This is a genomic window from Chryseobacterium sp. GTID13 (assembly GCF_056172655.1).
Map to the genome: position 1 here is coordinate 1264515 of NZ_JAOCMB010000005.1, position 15672 is coordinate 1280186.

16 protein-coding genes and 1 pseudogene are annotated in these 15672 nt (G+C 39.1%); 9 read left to right on the top strand and 8 right to left on the bottom strand.

Annotation, left to right across the window (positions count from 1 at the left end; all coding sequences use genetic code 11):
* Positions 1–44: 44 nt before the first annotated feature.
* From N4G44_RS12215 to tpx, 4 genes are all read right to left on the bottom strand, one after another.
* On the bottom strand, positions 45–1253 hold the full coding sequence (locus N4G44_RS12215; protein ID WP_474927227.1) for a DUF763 domain-containing protein: 1209 nt from the start codon (positions 1251–1253) through the stop codon (positions 45–47).
* Between the two features lie 225 nt (positions 1254–1478).
* Entirely contained in the window at positions 1479–1883 is a 405-nt protein-coding gene (locus N4G44_RS12220; RefSeq protein ID WP_474927229.1) for a glyoxalase superfamily protein, read from the bottom strand.
* 60 nt (positions 1884–1943) lie between these two features.
* Positions 1944–2291, bottom strand: a complete 348-nt coding sequence (locus N4G44_RS12225) for a VOC family protein (RefSeq protein ID WP_474927233.1) — start codon at positions 2289–2291, stop codon at positions 1944–1946.
* A gap of 85 nt (positions 2292–2376) precedes the next feature.
* Complete coding sequence (gene tpx / locus N4G44_RS12230) at positions 2377–2877, bottom strand: thiol peroxidase (protein WP_474927236.1); 501 nt, start codon at positions 2875–2877, stop codon at positions 2377–2379.
* Between the two features lie 127 nt (positions 2878–3004).
* Between tpx and N4G44_RS12235 the strand changes: the two genes are divergently transcribed.
* The 9 genes from N4G44_RS12235 (at position 3005) to N4G44_RS12275 (ending at position 12209) form a co-directional block, all read left to right on the top strand.
* On the top strand, positions 3005–3490 hold the full coding sequence (locus tag N4G44_RS12235) for a T9SS type A sorting domain-containing protein (protein WP_474927238.1): 486 nt from the start codon (positions 3005–3007) through the stop codon (positions 3488–3490).
* Between the two features lie 13 nt (positions 3491–3503).
* Positions 3504–4616 (top strand): cadherin repeat domain-containing protein, encoded by a 1113-nt coding sequence (locus tag N4G44_RS12240; RefSeq protein WP_474927240.1) that lies wholly within the window; start codon positions 3504–3506, stop codon positions 4614–4616.
* Positions 4617–4721: 105 nt separating this feature from the next.
* Positions 4722–6941 carry an NADP-dependent isocitrate dehydrogenase gene (locus tag N4G44_RS12245; protein WP_474927243.1) on the top strand — a complete coding sequence of 740 codons (2220 nt, stop codon included), beginning with the start codon at positions 4722–4724 and terminating at the stop codon, positions 6939–6941.
* Between the two features lie 325 nt (positions 6942–7266).
* On the top strand, positions 7267–8247 hold the full coding sequence (locus N4G44_RS12250; RefSeq protein WP_474927247.1) for a heme-binding domain-containing protein: 981 nt from the start codon (positions 7267–7269) through the stop codon (positions 8245–8247).
* Entirely contained in the window at positions 8247–8687 is a 441-nt protein-coding gene (locus N4G44_RS12255; protein WP_474927252.1) for a hypothetical protein, read from the top strand. The genes N4G44_RS12250 and N4G44_RS12255 overlap by 1 nt, the downstream gene beginning before the upstream one ends.
* 302 nt (positions 8688–8989) lie before the next feature.
* Positions 8990–10006: a sensor histidine kinase gene (locus N4G44_RS12260; RefSeq protein ID WP_474927255.1), complete on the top strand. Its 1017-nt coding sequence runs from the start codon at positions 8990–8992 to the stop codon at positions 10004–10006.
* Positions 9987–10748, top strand: a complete 762-nt coding sequence (locus tag N4G44_RS12265) for a LytR/AlgR family response regulator transcription factor (RefSeq protein WP_474927258.1) — start codon at positions 9987–9989, stop codon at positions 10746–10748. The genes N4G44_RS12260 and N4G44_RS12265 overlap by 20 nt, the downstream gene beginning before the upstream one ends.
* 120 nt (positions 10749–10868) lie before the next feature.
* On the top strand, positions 10869–11645 hold the full coding sequence (locus N4G44_RS12270) for a DUF1223 domain-containing protein (protein ID WP_474927261.1): 777 nt from the start codon (positions 10869–10871) through the stop codon (positions 11643–11645).
* Positions 11646–11816: 171 nt separating this feature from the next.
* Positions 11817–12209, top strand: a complete 393-nt coding sequence (locus N4G44_RS12275) for a DoxX family protein (protein ID WP_474927264.1) — start codon at positions 11817–11819, stop codon at positions 12207–12209.
* Positions 12210–12509: 300 nt separating this feature from the next.
* On the opposite strand, the gene N4G44_RS12280 is transcribed toward N4G44_RS12275, so the two are convergent.
* The 4 genes and pseudogenes from N4G44_RS12280 to N4G44_RS12295 all read right to left on the bottom strand — a co-directional run bounded on the left by N4G44_RS12280 (position 12510) and on the right by N4G44_RS12295 (position 15561).
* Positions 12510–13502: an MBL fold metallo-hydrolase gene (locus tag N4G44_RS12280; protein WP_474927268.1), complete on the bottom strand. Its 993-nt coding sequence runs from the start codon at positions 13500–13502 to the stop codon at positions 12510–12512.
* A gap of 64 nt (positions 13503–13566) precedes the next feature.
* Positions 13567–14028 carry an aldo/keto reductase gene (locus tag N4G44_RS12285; RefSeq protein ID WP_474928335.1) on the bottom strand — a complete coding sequence of 154 codons (462 nt, stop codon included), beginning with the start codon at positions 14026–14028 and terminating at the stop codon, positions 13567–13569.
* Positions 13968–14567 (bottom strand): annotated as a pseudogene (locus N4G44_RS12290) (aldo/keto reductase); the annotation flags it as partial. The pseudogene N4G44_RS12290 and the gene N4G44_RS12285, both read right to left, overlap by 61 nt.
* Positions 14568–14655: 88 nt before the next feature.
* Positions 14656–15561 carry a helix-turn-helix domain-containing protein gene (locus N4G44_RS12295; RefSeq protein WP_474927271.1) on the bottom strand — a complete coding sequence of 302 codons (906 nt, stop codon included), beginning with the start codon at positions 15559–15561 and terminating at the stop codon, positions 14656–14658.
* Positions 15562–15672 lie beyond the last annotated feature (111 nt).

The window sequence follows — 15672 nt, forward strand, 5'->3', positions numbered from 1 at the left end:
TATTAAAGGATTTAAAGAATAAAATTAAGCCTTCAAGATGTATATCAGAATAAAGAAAGCTGGATCGGCTTATTTTTAGGTGGTTGTGCATCTCCGAAAACCGTTTTCCCGCCAAAGCGAAACGAATTCTGTCTTTCTTCTTCAATCACTTTCTGAATATCAAAATCGGGAGTGAAATCTTTTTCAGTAGCAGCTACAATCTGATGCAGTTTGTTTAAAGTATTCAGCTTATCGGAGTTTCCGAGTTTGGATTTTTCGATTCCTTTTCTGAGGATATTGATGCTTTCATCATAGGTTTTGGTAGGAACCGGGAAAGGGTGCCCGTCTTTACCGCCATGGGCAAATGAAAACCTGGCCGGATCCGCAAACCTTGAAGGTGCTCCATGGATCACTTCACTGACCAACGCCAGGGATTGCATAGTCCTGGGACCTACTCCTTCCAGCATCAGAAGGTCTTCGAAATTTTGAGGCTGCTGTTCACGGGTTACGTACAGAAGGGCTCCAAGGCGTTTCAGATCCACGTCAGAAGCCTGTACATCATGATGGGCAGGAAGAATTAATCTTGAAAAGTCCTTCATCACATCAATAGAATCGGTATGGGAAATATCCAGAATTCCTTTTCTGTTCTCTGAAGCTTCTGCATCCGTAAGATTAAGGATTTTACCTCTTGAAATGCCATTAATCCCTGTGTGAGGTTCTTCTATAAATGATTTTATATTTTCCGAATGCCAGTGATAGCGTCTTGCCGTACCATCGGACTCGTGCATTCCCTGCTGCACCACACTCCAGCTTCCATTATCTGCCAAAATAAAATTGTGGAGATAGAGCTGGTAACCATCCTGAATGGCTGTATTGTCTACTTTTGCGGAAAGTTTGCTGGCTTTTACGAGTTCATGACCGTCGAGTCCTGTCTGATCAGCAATCTGAAGGAGTTCTGAAGGGGTTTCTCTTGAAAACTTCCCTTTTCCTCCGCAGATATACAGCCCCAATGCCTTTGAATTTGGATTGATGGAACGTTTCAAAGCTCCCATCACAGATGTAGTAATTCCTGAGGAATGCCAGTCCATTCCCATCACAGCACCAAAGCTCTGAAACCAAAACGGATCTGCAAGCCTTCTGAGAACTTCATCTTTTCCATAGTCCATCAGAATGACTTCTATAATGGAAAGTCCGAGCGCAGACATACGTTCGTAAAGCCACGGCGGGACTTTTCCGTAATGTAATGGCAGATCTGCAGTTCCTGAACGTTTCATTCTACAAAGGTAGTTATCGTATTGTTATTTTTTGATGATTGGGATCATCTGTTTTATTAAGTTTTGGCTAAAGCCGGAGGATGATTTTTTTGAGAACGGGCTGAAGCCCGTTCCTATTGAATATTTTGGTTGGCAGAATAAATACAGGTTTTTGTTTTTATTGTGTGAATCCTGAAACCATTTATCTCCTTAAGACTTAAAAAGAAATGTCTGTTCCTAAATTGATTAGTGTATTGAAAAAAATTCCAGATTCTGATGTTTCTCTTCATCAAATTCTTCATTGAAGATGATTTTATTTCCAAAAGGATCATTTACAGTGAATGCTACTGCTCCATAAAATGTTTTCTCCAGTCCGGGACGGTTGTATTTATACTTTTTATCCAGCAGTTCTTTATGGTATTCAGCAATTCCCTGTCCCCAGATAAACACATTGCTTCCGGGAGTTCCATCACCATGATGTTCGCTTAAATGAAGGATAATATTGTCTTTTTTCACTTCCATATAAACCGGGGTATTTTCTTCAAAATGATTTTCCCACACGATCTCAAAACCCAGCCAATGTATATAAAATTCCACTGTTTTGCTGTAATCAAAAATTCTCAGTACCGGAATAACCTTTTCTGCTTTCATGACTAAAATGGTGCTTATTGCTTATTGCTTATTGCTTATTGCTTATTGCTTATTGCAAAACTAAGTATGCTGAAGTATATTAATCAGATTTCCAAACGGATCTTTCACAAAAAACCTTCGCACGCCCCAGTTTTCATCTGCCATTCCGTAGGTTATTTCAAAACCTGCCTGCTGTACTTTTTGATAGATTTCATCTACATTATCTACTTCTATGGAAAGTAAAGGAACTTCCGTATCATTTCCGCCCTGAGTGGCAAAACTGACCTGAACTTTAGCTTCCTGATCATTTCCAAAAGTTTTAATCCATCCGTGATCCATCAGGACTTCCAGCCCTAAAATATCCTGATAAAAAAAACCGGCTTCTGAAAGGTCTTCGGTTTTTATATTGGCGACAATTCTTTTGATCATTTTAGAAGTATTTGGAAATTCTTAAGGCCTAAAAAGCCTTGCAAAACATAGCGTTTGCAAGGCTTTCTGCAAAAATTATTGTATTCTATTTATTCAGGGCATCAATGGCTGCACTGTAGTCCGGCTCCTGGGCAATTTCTGAAACCTGTTCTGTATAAACAACTTTATTGTTCTCATCCGTCACAATCACTGCACGGCTTAACAGCCCTTTCATCGGGGAATCTGTAATTGTTACTTCATAATCGTCACCAAAACTGCTTCTGAAATCTGAAAGGGTTTCCACATTATTTAAGCCTTCCGCTGCGCAGAATCTTCCCAGTGCAAAAGGAAGGTCTTTGGAAACATTGATCACTACAGTATTATCAAGGCTTGAAGCTTCTTCATTAAATTTTCTTGCAGAAGCGGCACAAATTCCTGTGTCAATACTTGGAAAGATATTAAACACTTTCTTTTTGCCGTCAAAATCAGAAAGAAGTTTCACATTCAGATTGGAATCTACCAATGCAAAATCTTTTACAGTTGTTCCTACTGAGGGAAGAGTTCCTATTGTATTTACCGGATTTCCTTTAAGTGTAATCGCTGCCATAATTTTATTTTTTAGTTTTTCAAATTTACTCAAAATAGAAAGTTTAAAGGCCAACGAAAGGTTAAATAATTCTTAAAGTAGAAATAAAAAAACTTATCTGTTGCAGATCATTTACCTGAAACAAATTTTGATTATATTCGCAATCCAAAAAAATAATAATCATGCGAAAAAAATTACTTTCCTGCTCTTTGGAGTGCCGGTTTTTGGTTTCGCTCAGTCTGTGATCGGCAACATCAATTCCGGAGCAGTTTCTGATACCAATTTCACGCATTCCGTAGGGGAAATCTATGTAATTCCTGCCGATCCCAATCAGGCCAACTCAGGGACTATGGGTATGTTTTACCAGTCTGTTCTGCAGGTTCTGGGTGTTAAAGAACTTGAAAAAGACAATGTCAAGATTTATCCCAATCCTACTACCGACTTTGTTCACATTACTTTAAACTCCAGAACAAAAATTGAAGAAGCTGAAGTGTATGATACTTCGGGAAGACTTGTTTTAACAATAAAACCTGATAACGGGAAACTGGATCTGCGTAGCCTGAATTCAGGGATTTATATGATTTCTTTTAAAAACCCCGACATCAAACCTATTAAAATCATTAAAAAACCTTAAAAACTCATTAAACATGAAAAAACTTTATGCTACTATAGGATTATTTATTGCTGCACTTGTAAGTGCACAGGTTCCACAGGCTTTCAGCTACCAGACGATTGCTTTTAATGCTTCGGGAGCACCTATTGCCAACGGAAATATTTCTTTAAAAGTAAGTATTCTGGAAAACAGTACTACCGGAAATGTTATATATACAGAAACCCATAACAAAACAACCAACGCCAAAGGATTGGTTAATCTTAATATCGGTCAGGGAACTCCTTCTACAGGAAATTTTTCGGGGATCAACTGGGAAGCCGGCACAAAATTCGTGAAGGTGGAAATGGATCCTCAGGGAGGTTCAAACTATACCAATATGGGAGTTAATCAGCTGATGAGTGTTCCATATGCACAGGTAAGTAAAACAATCGTTACTGGTCCTGGCCAGGGCATTACTCTGGTATCTCCAAACGGAACCAATTATACATTAAACGTAAGCGACTCCGGTATATTAAGTCTGCCTACGAATACGAGTTCATCCGGTAATACTTTACCTTCTAACTTATATACGTATGGATCATATAACTCCTTTACTCCTTCCTCTGCTGAATTACTACGGGGAAACGGCACTACGAAAGTGGGTTATAAATACCTTCAGGCCAATACCCAGATTAAATTCATAGCTTCACCAAGTAATGGTGCACAGGTTTACGGTTCAGACTCCAACGGATTCGTTACTGCCAATGGAAGTAATTATAATGTTGCGTCCAACGGATACTACCAGATTCTGATCGCTCCTAACGGCCCACAAATGAGGGCAGGTTTCTTCAACTTTGTTCCTAAAATTAAGTTTACTGCTATTTCAGGTACTACGCCTGTAACTTCTGTCACATATAATACTACTACAGGAAAATTTACGGCCCTTATCAACGGAGTTACCACCAGCACTGGAGGTTCATTTTATATCCAGCTTGCTTCAGATAGTCCAGAGGTTGAAGATTTAGGAGATAACTTAAATGATGGTTCTTTCGATATTGATGGTTCTGCCATTACTTTTCCAAATCTTTCTTCTACTCCTAAAAACTATAAACTTGAATTCGGTCTCAATTTTAACGGGACAGGAACTTATACAATTACACAATTATAAACTTAAGAGGCCAAGGCCTCTTTTTTATTTAAAATACCTTCATAAAACAATCATATTTAGTAAATTTGTGATTCTTAAAAATCAAATAATAAATACACAAGTATAATGTCAGACAAATCAAAAATCTATTACACTCTTACGGATGAGGCTCCAATGTTGGCAACACACTCGTTTTTACCTATTGTAAAAGCTTTTACAAAATCGGCAAACATTGAAATTGCTGTCCCGGATATTTCTTTGGCAGGAAGAATTCTGGCCAACTTCCCTGAGTTTTTGAAAGATGACCAGAAGATTGGTGATGCATTGGCAGAATTGGGCCAATTGGCTACTCAACCTGATGCAAACATTATCAAATTACCTAATATTTCAGCTTCAGCTCCTCAGCTTGACGAAGCTATTGCTGAATTACAGTCTAAAGGTTTCGCAGTTCCTAACTATCCTGCAGAGCCTAAGAATGACGAAGAGAAAGCAATTAAAGCTAAATATGCCAAAGTTTTAGGAAGTGCCGTAAATCCTGTGTTAAGAGAAGGAAATTCTGACAGACGTGCTCCAAAAGCAGTTAAAAACTACGCAAAAGCCAACCCTCACAGAATGGGAGACTGGGCTTCTGACAGCAAAACAGACGTTGCTCACATGGATGGAGGAGATTTCTACGGAACTGAAACTTCAACAACTGTAGAAAACGCTACAAAATTCAAAATTATATTCAAAGGAAACGACGGTGCTGAAACTTTACTGAAAGATTTCGCAGGTCTTCAGGCCGGAGAAGTAATTGACTCTTCTGTGATGAATCTAAACTCATTGAAAGCATTTGTTCAAAAAGCAATTGATGAGGCTAAAAGCAGAAACGTACTTCTTTCCGCTCACCTGAAAGCTACGATGATGAAGATCTCTGATCCGATTATTTTCGGTGCCATTGTAGAAACTTATTTCAAAGATGTTTTCACTAAATATGCTGAAACATTCAAGTCTTTAGATGTTAACCCAAATAACGGTCTTGCTGATCTTTTCGAAAAAATCAAAGGAAATGCTCAGGAAGCTGAAATCAAGGCTGATATTGAAGCTGCTTTATCTAACGGACCAAGAGTAGCAATGGTAAATTCTGACAAAGGAATTACCAACTTCCACGTTCCTTCTGACATTATCGTTGATGCCTCTATGGCTGCTCTGGTAAGAGGAGGCGGTAAAATGTGGAACAAAGACGGAAACGAAGAAGATACGGTTTGTATTATTCCGGACCGTTCTTATGCAGGTTTCTACCAGTCTGTAATCGATGATATGAAAGCCCACGGAAAACTGGATCCTACTACGATGGGTTCTGTTCCAAACGTAGGATTGATGGCTCAAAAAGCTGAAGAATACGGTTCTCACGATAAAACTTTCCAGGCCTCTGCAGACGGAACTATTGAAGTTCAGGATGAAGCCGGAAACGTACTTCTTTCTCAGAAAGTAGAAAAAGGAGATATCTTCAGAATGTGTCAGACTAAAGATGCTCCAATCCAGGACTGGGTAAAACTGGCTGTTAACAGATCCAGATTATCCGATACCCCTGCTATTTTCTGGTTAGATAAAGGTAGAGCACACGACAGAGAGATCATCAAGAAAGTAGAAAAATACCTTAAAGATCACGATACAACAGGTCTTGACATCAGAATTCTTGATGTAAAAGACGCCATGACTGAAACCCTTAAAAGAGCAAGAGAAGGAAAAGATACGATTTCTGTTTCAGGAAACGTATTGAGAGATTACCTTACTGACCTTTTCCCAATCCTTGAACTGGGTACTTCTGCAAAAATGCTTTCCATCGTTCCATTGATGAACGGAGGTGGTTTATTTGAAACAGGTGCCGGAGGTTCAGCTCCAAAACACGTTGAACAGTTCCTGGAAGAAGGTTATCTGAGATGGGATTCTTTAGGCGAATTCCTTGCCCTTCAGGCTTCTTTAGAACATTTGGCTCAGACACAGGGAAATACTAAATCTCAGGTTTTAGCTGATGCACTGGATGAAGCTAACGCTAAATTCTTAGCTACCGATAAATCTCCTGCAAGAAAGGTAGGACAGATCGATAACAGGGGTTCTCATTTTTATTTAGCCATGTACTGGGCAGAAGCTCTGGCCAACCAGACTGCAGATGCTGAACTGGCAGCTCATTTTGCTCCGGTAGCAGCAGCATTGAAGGAAAGCGAAGCTGTTATCAATGAAGAACTGATAAGCGCTCAAGGTAAACCTCAAAACATTGACGGTTACTACAAAACCGATACATACAAAACGTATGCAGCAATGAGACCAAGCACAGTTTTAAATGAAATTATTGACGGAATTTAATTTCTGTTTAATTATATAAAAAGCTCCTTTTTAAGGGGCTTTTTTTGTGACTATACCTGAGAATATGATTTTAAGTTTTGGCTAAAGCCAATAGAAAGTTTTTTGAATGCGGACGGGCTAAAGCCCATCCCTATTGAATTTTTACACCAATATATAATGGTGGCGCCATTAATCCCTAACCTAATCCCTAATCCCTGCAACCTATCACCTTCAACCTGCCACCTCATATTTCCCTCTTCCCCCTCCATTTTGTCCGTTTCACCTTCTTTTCTGTTTCAAAGCAACCTATAGCAATCTACTTTTGAGCCATAAAAATAATATCGTTATGGACTCAGCAAATAAAAAAAGAACAGCAAAGCCAATAGCCATCATATTTTTGGCAGTAATAGCTGCATTTGCCGTTTTACAGCTTTTCAATCCTTCTATCAAAGGAAAACCTGTTGCAAAAAAAATTGAAGCTCCCCGTGAAGTTCTTGCCATTTTGGAAAATTCATGTTTTAACTGTCATTCCAATGAGCAGAATTTAAGCTGGTATGATAAAATTGCTCCCCTTTCATGGGCTGTGAATAAAGATGTAAAAAGAGCAAAAGAAGTTTTAAATTTTTCGGAATGGAATTATTCACCCGCCGAACATCAGGGAAAAATGTATGCTATTTTAAATATGATGCAGAGCGGAAAAATGCCGCTTCATGAATACACTTTACTCCACCCTTCAGCCAAAATCACAACAAAAGATATTGAAACGCTCAGAAAATATACTCTTTCATTATCCAGCCTTAATTCAGCAAAAAAAGAAAAAGATCCCCACCAGCACACTGAAGCCAGTCAAAGTTCTGCCCCGGCACAATTTCCGGTTTCCCCCAACGGAGTAAAGTATACGGATGATTTTAAAAACTGGAAGGTGATCAGCATGAGTACCCTTTTCGATCACTCCATCAGGGTTATTTATGGGAATAATATTGCTGTAAAAGCAGTCGAAACGGAAAATTTCCACCCATGGCCGGACGGAAGCATCATCGTAAAATCAGTTTGGAAACAGCAGCAACTGGCAGATGGAGAAGTGAGAGCCGGAGAATTTGTCAATGCCCAGTTTATGGTAAAAGATGCTAAGAAATACGCAGATACAGAAGGCTGGGGATTTGCCAAGTTTTCAGGGAAAGACCTTCATCCCACCGGAAAAACCGCCTCATTTGCAAAAGAATCGTGTATCGCATGCCATCGTCAGTTAGCTGAGAAAACCGGCTATTTATTTGACGTTCCGATGAAAATCAACACTGAAAGATTAATTAAAAACCTTGAGAAATAATGAAAAAGCTACTATTCATCGCTCTGTCAATCTCTGCTTTATTCACTGCCTGCAAAATTGATGAACCAGATAAGGACTTAAAACGTATTGTTTTTGATCCCGGAGATTTACAATTTATTTCCACCTCATTAAATACTAAAAAGGAAACTTCATCCGCCCTGTATGGCAACCTGCAGGCCCTGGCATCATTATCAGGAGAAAAACCTCAGCTGGAAAAAGGTTCTGTCATAAAATTAGTCACATGGAAATATCATGACAACCCTCAATATATTGGAGGAACCATCACCGGTGAATTACTGAGTGTGGAAACACTTCAGACTACTAATGACGGAAAAGTTTCTTATCAGGTCCAAAATATATTGGCTGCAGAGCCTGTCTCATCTGATAAAGGTGAGCGGATCCGATATATCATGAGTTATAAACCTGTTGTGAGACCTTAAAATCTCCTGAAGCTGAGTTTTCAGCTTCAGGAGATTTTTGTGAATGGTCAATTTTGCTAACGCAAAGTCAATGGTCAATTTTCTTCCCGGCGAATAAAATTCACAAGCAAAGAGGATTCACCATTCACCATTGACAATAATGTTCTGTCAATCGTCAATTTTTGCTAACGCAAAGTCAGTGGTCAATTTTCTTCCCGGCGAATAAAATTCACAAGCAAAGCGAATTCACCATTGACTATTCACATTTACCGCTTCTTTTACAAATAAAAAACATAATTTCACCTTTTAAAACCCACTGTTCTATGCAGCAGCAAAAAATAAAAATTTCACCGGCCGTCATCTGGACAAGTTCCCTTTTCCTGGGAATTTTATCTTCAGTACCTCAGCTGGCTTCCCATGCGTTCAACTGGAAGGAAGCAGTAGTAAATTCAGTCATAACTGCAGCGTTTTCTATTATTATGTGGTATCTCAATATTTATCTGTTAAACCGAAATAAAGGTAAACGGAAACAGAATATTTCGTATTCAAGCTTACTGGCGGCTCTGGCATCCGGAATGGTGATCATGTTTGGTCTGGCCTGGATCCAGCAGCTTATTCTGTCGCATATTAATTTTGGTCCTGTCATGCTGATGGTAGAAGTTAGAGGAATCCTGATCAATCTTGTATGTTATATGTTCCTCACATTGCTTCAGAATAATTATGCAGGTCAGCAAATACAGCTGGAACTGGAAAAAGTGAAAAGTGACAATCTGGGTGCCCAATATGAATTACTGAAACAGCAGGTAAACCCTCATTTCCTTTTCAACAGTCTGAATACATTAAAATCGATGGCAGAAACCCATGATTCCGAGACAGTGGATTTCATTATTAAACTTTCTGATTTTTACAGATTTACCCTTGAAAGCAGAAAACTCGATCTTATCGCAGTTCAGGAAGAAATGAAAATCGTAGAAGCTTATCTTTTCCTTCAAAAAGCACGTTTTGGTGAAGGAATTTTATTTACAGACGAACTTAAAAAAGAGGATTTTAAAACCCTCATCCCTCCTTTTACCCTGCAGCTTCTGGTAGAAAACTGTATCAAGCACAATATAGTCTCTCAAAGCAGGCCATTGCATATTAAAATATATAGCTCCGAAGACAGGATTATTATTGAAAACCCTATTCAGAGGAAAATTGCAGCAGAAGATTCCTTAGGAGTTGGTCTTGACAATATAAAAATGCGTTTTAGCCATCTGCTGGAACAGCAAATCGAAATCTACTCGGACGAAAAAACTTTTCAAATAAAATTACCTTTGATCCATGAATATCATCATCATTGAAGACGAATTTAGGGCAGCAAAGTCCCTCCAGAATCTCATTTTAGATCTAAAGCCTGAATCCAGAATCCTGGGAGTGTATGACAGTATTGAGACCAGCGTTGAAGCTTTATCAAAAAATATACAGCCGGATCTTATCTTTATGGACATCCAGCTTTCTGACGGACTTTCATTTGAAATCCTGAAAGCGGTTGAGATCACATCCCCGATTATCTTCTGTACCGCTTTTGACCAATATATGCTGGATGCCTTCAAAAGTAAAGGGGTAGATTATGTCCTGAAACCTTTTTCCCGTGAAGATATTTCCGGAGCATTGAAAAAAGTTGATGAGCTTAAAAAATTCTTTCAAAAGAATGAACTTCCTGATATTGAATCTCTTTTACAGAAAATTAGTCAGCCTGAAGGCAAAAGCAGCTTCCTGGTTTTTAAGAATCAAAAATATACGACGATTGCTACTGAAAGCATTGCCTACTTCTACATTCACAATGAAATTACCCACCTCGTTACATTTGATAAAGAACAGTTCCAGCTTTCGCAGCCACTCGCACAGGTAGCCGGGCAGGTCTCGGAAAAGCAGTTTTTCAGGATCAACCGTCAGTATCTGGTGAATTTTAAAGCGATCAAAGAAATGGAGCATTATTTTCAGCGTAAAATACTGGTTAAGCTGGTTATTGAAACTCCTGAGAAACTCCTGATCAATAAAGAGAAAACGCATAGTTTCTTCACCTGGCTGGAAGATCGGTAGGATTTTCAAAATTTTAACCCTTTATATTTTCCGGGTTCGCCTTGCTTTTTGTCCGGCTAACCCTTTTTTATCTTCTTTTGCACTTAAAAGGAATCTACTTTTGAATCAAAATTAAAAGACATGATTCTAAAAAATCTATTCACAGTAAGTGCTTTTACCACTTTAATGTTTGCAGCTTCTGCATTTGTACAGAAAGAGGAGATCGGAGAAACAAGCCCTGTTATTTCGTCTGAGAACAATGGTTTTGCTGTTCTGGAACTTTTCACTTCTGAAGGCTGTTCAAGCTGCCCTCCCGCCGATGAACTGATGGGCCAGATTGAAAAAGAATACAGGAACCGTCCGGTTTATATTCTCTCCTATCACGTAGACTACTGGAACCGCATGGGATGGAAAGACCGGTTCAGCAGTACTGAAAATTCACAACGCCAGCAATGGTACAGCCGACTTCTTCAATCACAGACGTACACTCCGCAGCTGGTTGTGAATGGGAAAGAAGAATTTGTAGGTTCTGAAAGAAATTCTATAGAAAACGCTCTTCAAAATGTGCTGTTTGACACTAAAAATACTTCCATAGACCTTTCTGCAAAAATTTTACAGAAAACAGTCACCATTAATTATAAAACTGCTGCAACTGATTCTCAAAACAAGCTATTGATCAGCCTGATTGAAAAGAAATCATCCACTCAGGTTGGAGGCGGCGAAAATAAAGGTCACCGTCTACAGCATTGGCAGATTGTCCATCAGCAAAACAACATTTCCCTGAAAGATAGCTCTGAAGGAACAACAAACTTCAAACTTCCTGAGAATTTTTCTCCCGAAAACTGGGAAGTCATCGGATTTATTCAAAATCTGAAAACCGGAAGAATTTCAGGTGCTGCGAAAACAGCAATCCAGTAAAATTTGTTTGAGAATACAAAGGCGCTGGAAAATCTGAGATTGCTTCGTCGCTGCGCTCCTCGCAATGACGGTGAAATACTGCCTTAAAAACAGCATTATTAAAGAAAACTGCGTCTCAGCATTTTAACACTAATATCCAATAAAATCAATAAAAATTTAAATATTAAAACAATGAAAACAAAAACAACAAAAATCATCTACTGGTCAGGAGCAATTTTTATGTCATTATGGTTTGGAGCAAGCGGCTTTTTTGAGCTTACTAAAAACCCTGTTGTATGGGATATTACTCAACAGCTTGGGTACCCGCCTCATTTTATTTATATCCTTGGAGTATTTAAACTGTCGGGAATTCTGGTGCTTCTTCTTCCCAACCGTTTACTAAGACTGAAAGAGTGGGTCTTCGCCGGAATGTTTTTCGACATCATTTTCGCGTTTTTCTCTAAGATTGCAGTACTTGGGTTTGCTGCCACTATAGATGCAGTAATCGCATTTACCGTTCTTTCTGTAACGTATATCATGTTCAGAAAGCTGTATTCTCCTGAACTTATTTTTGGAGAAGCGTAGCAGCAACCGGTCCTGGAGTATATAATCAAGGTTAGAAATTCCGAATCTCTTACATGCTCTGTTTTCAATTCAGTAAAAATGTGACCACATTTGCAAAGTAAAATTACACGATCAATTGATGAACTGATCATAATAAAATTCTATTTATGTTTCCCCCAGTCAGGTAATATTACTTTTTCATTTTCTACGGGTATATTCATTATGATTGGGGATTTCAATCAATAAATCCTCCCATTTCTGGGAGGATTTATCATTAAAACTATGTCGTAGAAAATTTAAGTTGAATCCGTCAGTGAACCGTTAATTCATAAAAATCTCCGGAACCCATTCATAGGCCACATCCTTTTTCTTTGTAAAGCCAAGGCCCGGCCATGGAAGATGGTAGGCAAAAGCTTTCGTTCTGGTTTCTGCCAGCTGATTAAGTAATTTCTTACGGGAATCTGTAGCAATGTCCAGATCTGTATCTCCTGAAAATCCCCATTCTGGGTGTGGAAAAAGAATAACATCAGAGTGGATCAGGTCTGCGATATACATCAGCTTCTCAGTGCCTGAAGAAATAGTCATGACTGTAAGGCCAGGGGTATGCCCCGGAGCCAGCTGAAAACTGAAATGATCAAACAAAGGCTTTTTAAAATCATAAAATTTCAGCTTCGGGCGGATTGTTTTCAGGATATTCTGAATAGGTGGAATGATCTGGTTAAGAAATTCCGGCTGATTCTTTAAAAAACTGTTTTTAAAATCTTTAATGGAAGCCTGCAGCCAGAAATCATATTCAATTTTTGAGATATGGAAATCAGCATTGGGAAAAACCAGGTTATTCTGTTTATCTACCACCCCGCCGATATGATCGGGATGAGCATGGGAAATGAAAACATCTGTAATATCTTTTGGAGAAAATCCCGCTTTCTGTAAACTTTTCAGAATAAATCCCGTTCTCTCATCTGCAAAAATCCCCATCCCGGCATCCAGTAAAATGAGCCTGTCTTTTGTTTTGACGAGCATCAGGTTCATTGCCATGTCTATAGAGTCGTCGGAGCGGAAATGATCTCTTAAAATTGTTTTTAACTGGGAAATATCTGCCCTTGGGGCAAATGTGTCAACACTTTTCTCGTGAATGTACCCGTCCGTAAGAATAAAAAGTTCCAGTTCACCGAATTTTATCTTTTTAAATGCCGAAAGATCTTCCTCAAAATTGAGCGGGAGCATTTTGGTCCCTGCAAAGACACCAGAAAAAGGAACGAAGCTTAATGCCCCGGCCATCAATCCGCCTTTTAAAAGTTCTCTTCTGTTCATAATCAAATGTGTATGTTTAAAAAACAGACTCCCGCTTGTTATTCAGGAGTCTGGAGGTATATTTTTAGTTATTCACCAATTTCATGGAACCTTCCGTATATCTTTCGCCTACGTTAGGATATTTTTTCAGAAGGGCATCAATGGTTTCCAAATCTGATGAAGAAAGATCAATATTCACGGCTTCGATGTTCTCCTGAAGATATTTGATGCGTTTGGTTCCAGGAATCGGAATGATATCTTCTCCCTGGTTCAGAACCCAGGCTAAGGCCAACTGAGTTCCTTTTATTCCTTTGGACGCTGCAAATTCATTGATTTCCCTTGCCAGGTTTTTGTTGTTTTCAAGATATTCCGCTTGATATCGCGGTAATGTTTTTCTAAAATCCTCATCGCCAAAATTCTGTACTTCATTGATGTTGGCAAAAGTCCTCTTGCCAGAGGAGAATAAGGAACCAGTGTGATACCCAATTCTCTGATGGTAGGAAGTATTTCCCTTTCTACATCTTTGGTAAGGATAGAATATTCTGATTGCAGTGCTGTAATCGGGTGAATTTTATTTGCCTTTCTGATAGATTCTGCGGAAGCTTCCGACAAACCAAGGTATTTCACTTTTCCTTCTTTAACAAGTTCTGCCATTGCGCCTACCGTTTCTTCTACCGGAACATTCGGGTCTACCCTATGAGCATAATAAAGATCAATGGTATCGATTTTAAGTCTCTGAAGGCTTAAATCCACTGCCTGCCTGATCCATTCCGGTGAACCGTCAAAATAGGTTCCGGGAGCTCCGCTGTGGCTTGGCTTTCCATCTTTAAACCTGAATCCGAATTTGGTGGCAATAAAAATCTTATCGCGGTTTGGAACCAGAACTTTTGAAATTAATTTCTCATTCTCTCCTGCAGCGTACATATCTGCAGTATCCCAGAAGTTTATTCCTAAATCCAATGCTTTATGCAAGGTATTGATGCTTTCCTGCTCATCTGCCGGGCCATAGGCAAAGCTCATTCCCATACATCCCAAACCTATTGCAGATAGCTGCTCTCCTGTGTTTCCTAATTTTCTGAATTTCATAATTGCTGTGATTTTAAATTTGATAAAACAAAATTAGAACAAGAATCGGATGAATGGAATATAGAATTCAAACTAAGAATTATAAAATTCAAACAATTGTTGTTCTGGCCTCATTGGGAGTCAGTCCCGTCTGTTTTTTAAAGAAATTGGTAAAATAGGCCGGTTCTTCGAATCCCAATCCGTAGGCTATTTCGGAAATATTCCAGTCTGTATGTTTCAGCAAAGCATTGGCCTCCTGAATGATCCTGGAAGCAATCTGCTGACTTGTCGTTTTTCCTGTCAGTTCTTTGACTGCACGGTTTAAAGAATTGACATGGATAGAAAGATTCTGCGCATAGTCATTCGGGGTTTTTAGCTTCAGAAATGCTTCCGGACTGTCGATGGGGAATTGCCTCTCCAACAGCTCCATAAATAGCGATACTACCCGGTGAGAAGCATTCTGATAAGGTTCAAAGCTTTCAGCGGGCTGCATTTTCATGGTTTCATGAATCATGAGATGAAGGCAGGCACGAAGCATATCATATTTGTGCATATACTCTGTCTGAATCTCGGTCATCATCTTGGTAAAAAGGCCCGAAATGATGGCTTGCTGATCTTCATCAACAAAGAAAACAGGCGTTCCTCCTATTTTAAAAAGCTGTGAATCCATAAGGTTTCCCAGACGTGTCCCATTCTGCAGGAACTGGTCAGTAAACAGACAGAACCAGCCTTTTTGATCCTCATCGTCTGCTTCCCAGGAATAAGGAACCACAGGATTGGAAAATAAAAGTGCCGGGCGGTCTACATGGATCCATTTGTCAGCATAATGAAGCTTTCCTTTTCCTATAATGAGCGAAATTTTATAATAGTCTCTTCTGCTGTAAGGTGATACCAATGAGCAGCTTTCGCGCGAAAAGACATTAAAATGCCCTATCCCGGATGCTACTGCAACATCTATCCTTTCCTGTGGAGCATACCGTAAATAAAATTCTTTTATTGTTTCTTTAGATTCCATAGTACTAAGTTATAAAATTCAAACAAATAAATAGATATTTTATAGTCCACAAAACAAAAACGGCCGGCAAATGCCGGCCATTTAGATTGAATATAGTTGATATTTAGGAGA

Coding starts and splice junctions, on each gene's coding strand:
- tpx (WP_474927236.1), bottom strand. CDS start 2,877: ATGGCAGCGATTACACTTAAAGGAAATCCGGTAAATACAATAGGAACT.
- N4G44_RS12255 (WP_474927252.1), top strand. CDS start 8,247: ATGAAAAAGCTACTATTCATCGCTCTGTCAATCTCTGCTTTATTCACT.
- N4G44_RS12295 (WP_474927271.1), bottom strand. CDS start 15,561: ATGGAATCTAAAGAAACAATAAAAGAATTTTATTTACGGTATGCTCCA.
- N4G44_RS12275 (WP_474927264.1), top strand. CDS start 11,817: ATGAAAACAAAAACAACAAAAATCATCTACTGGTCAGGAGCAATTTTT.
- N4G44_RS12265 (WP_474927258.1), top strand. CDS start 9,987: ATGAATATCATCATCATTGAAGACGAATTTAGGGCAGCAAAGTCCCTC.
- N4G44_RS12260 (WP_474927255.1), top strand. CDS start 8,990: ATGCAGCAGCAAAAAATAAAAATTTCACCGGCCGTCATCTGGACAAGT.
- N4G44_RS12215 (WP_474927227.1), bottom strand. CDS start 1,253: ATGAAACGTTCAGGAACTGCAGATCTGCCATTACATTACGGAAAAGTC.
- N4G44_RS12250 (WP_474927247.1), top strand. CDS start 7,267: ATGGACTCAGCAAATAAAAAAAGAACAGCAAAGCCAATAGCCATCATA.
- N4G44_RS12245 (WP_474927243.1), top strand. CDS start 4,722: ATGTCAGACAAATCAAAAATCTATTACACTCTTACGGATGAGGCTCCA.
- N4G44_RS12240 (WP_474927240.1), top strand. CDS start 3,504: ATGAAAAAACTTTATGCTACTATAGGATTATTTATTGCTGCACTTGTA.
- N4G44_RS12270 (WP_474927261.1), top strand. CDS start 10,869: ATGATTCTAAAAAATCTATTCACAGTAAGTGCTTTTACCACTTTAATG.
- N4G44_RS12280 (WP_474927268.1), bottom strand. CDS start 13,502: ATGAACAGAAGAGAACTTTTAAAAGGCGGATTGATGGCCGGGGCATTA.
- N4G44_RS12220 (WP_474927229.1), bottom strand. CDS start 1,883: ATGAAAGCAGAAAAGGTTATTCCGGTACTGAGAATTTTTGATTACAGC.
- N4G44_RS12225 (WP_474927233.1), bottom strand. CDS start 2,291: ATGATCAAAAGAATTGTCGCCAATATAAAAACCGAAGACCTTTCAGAA.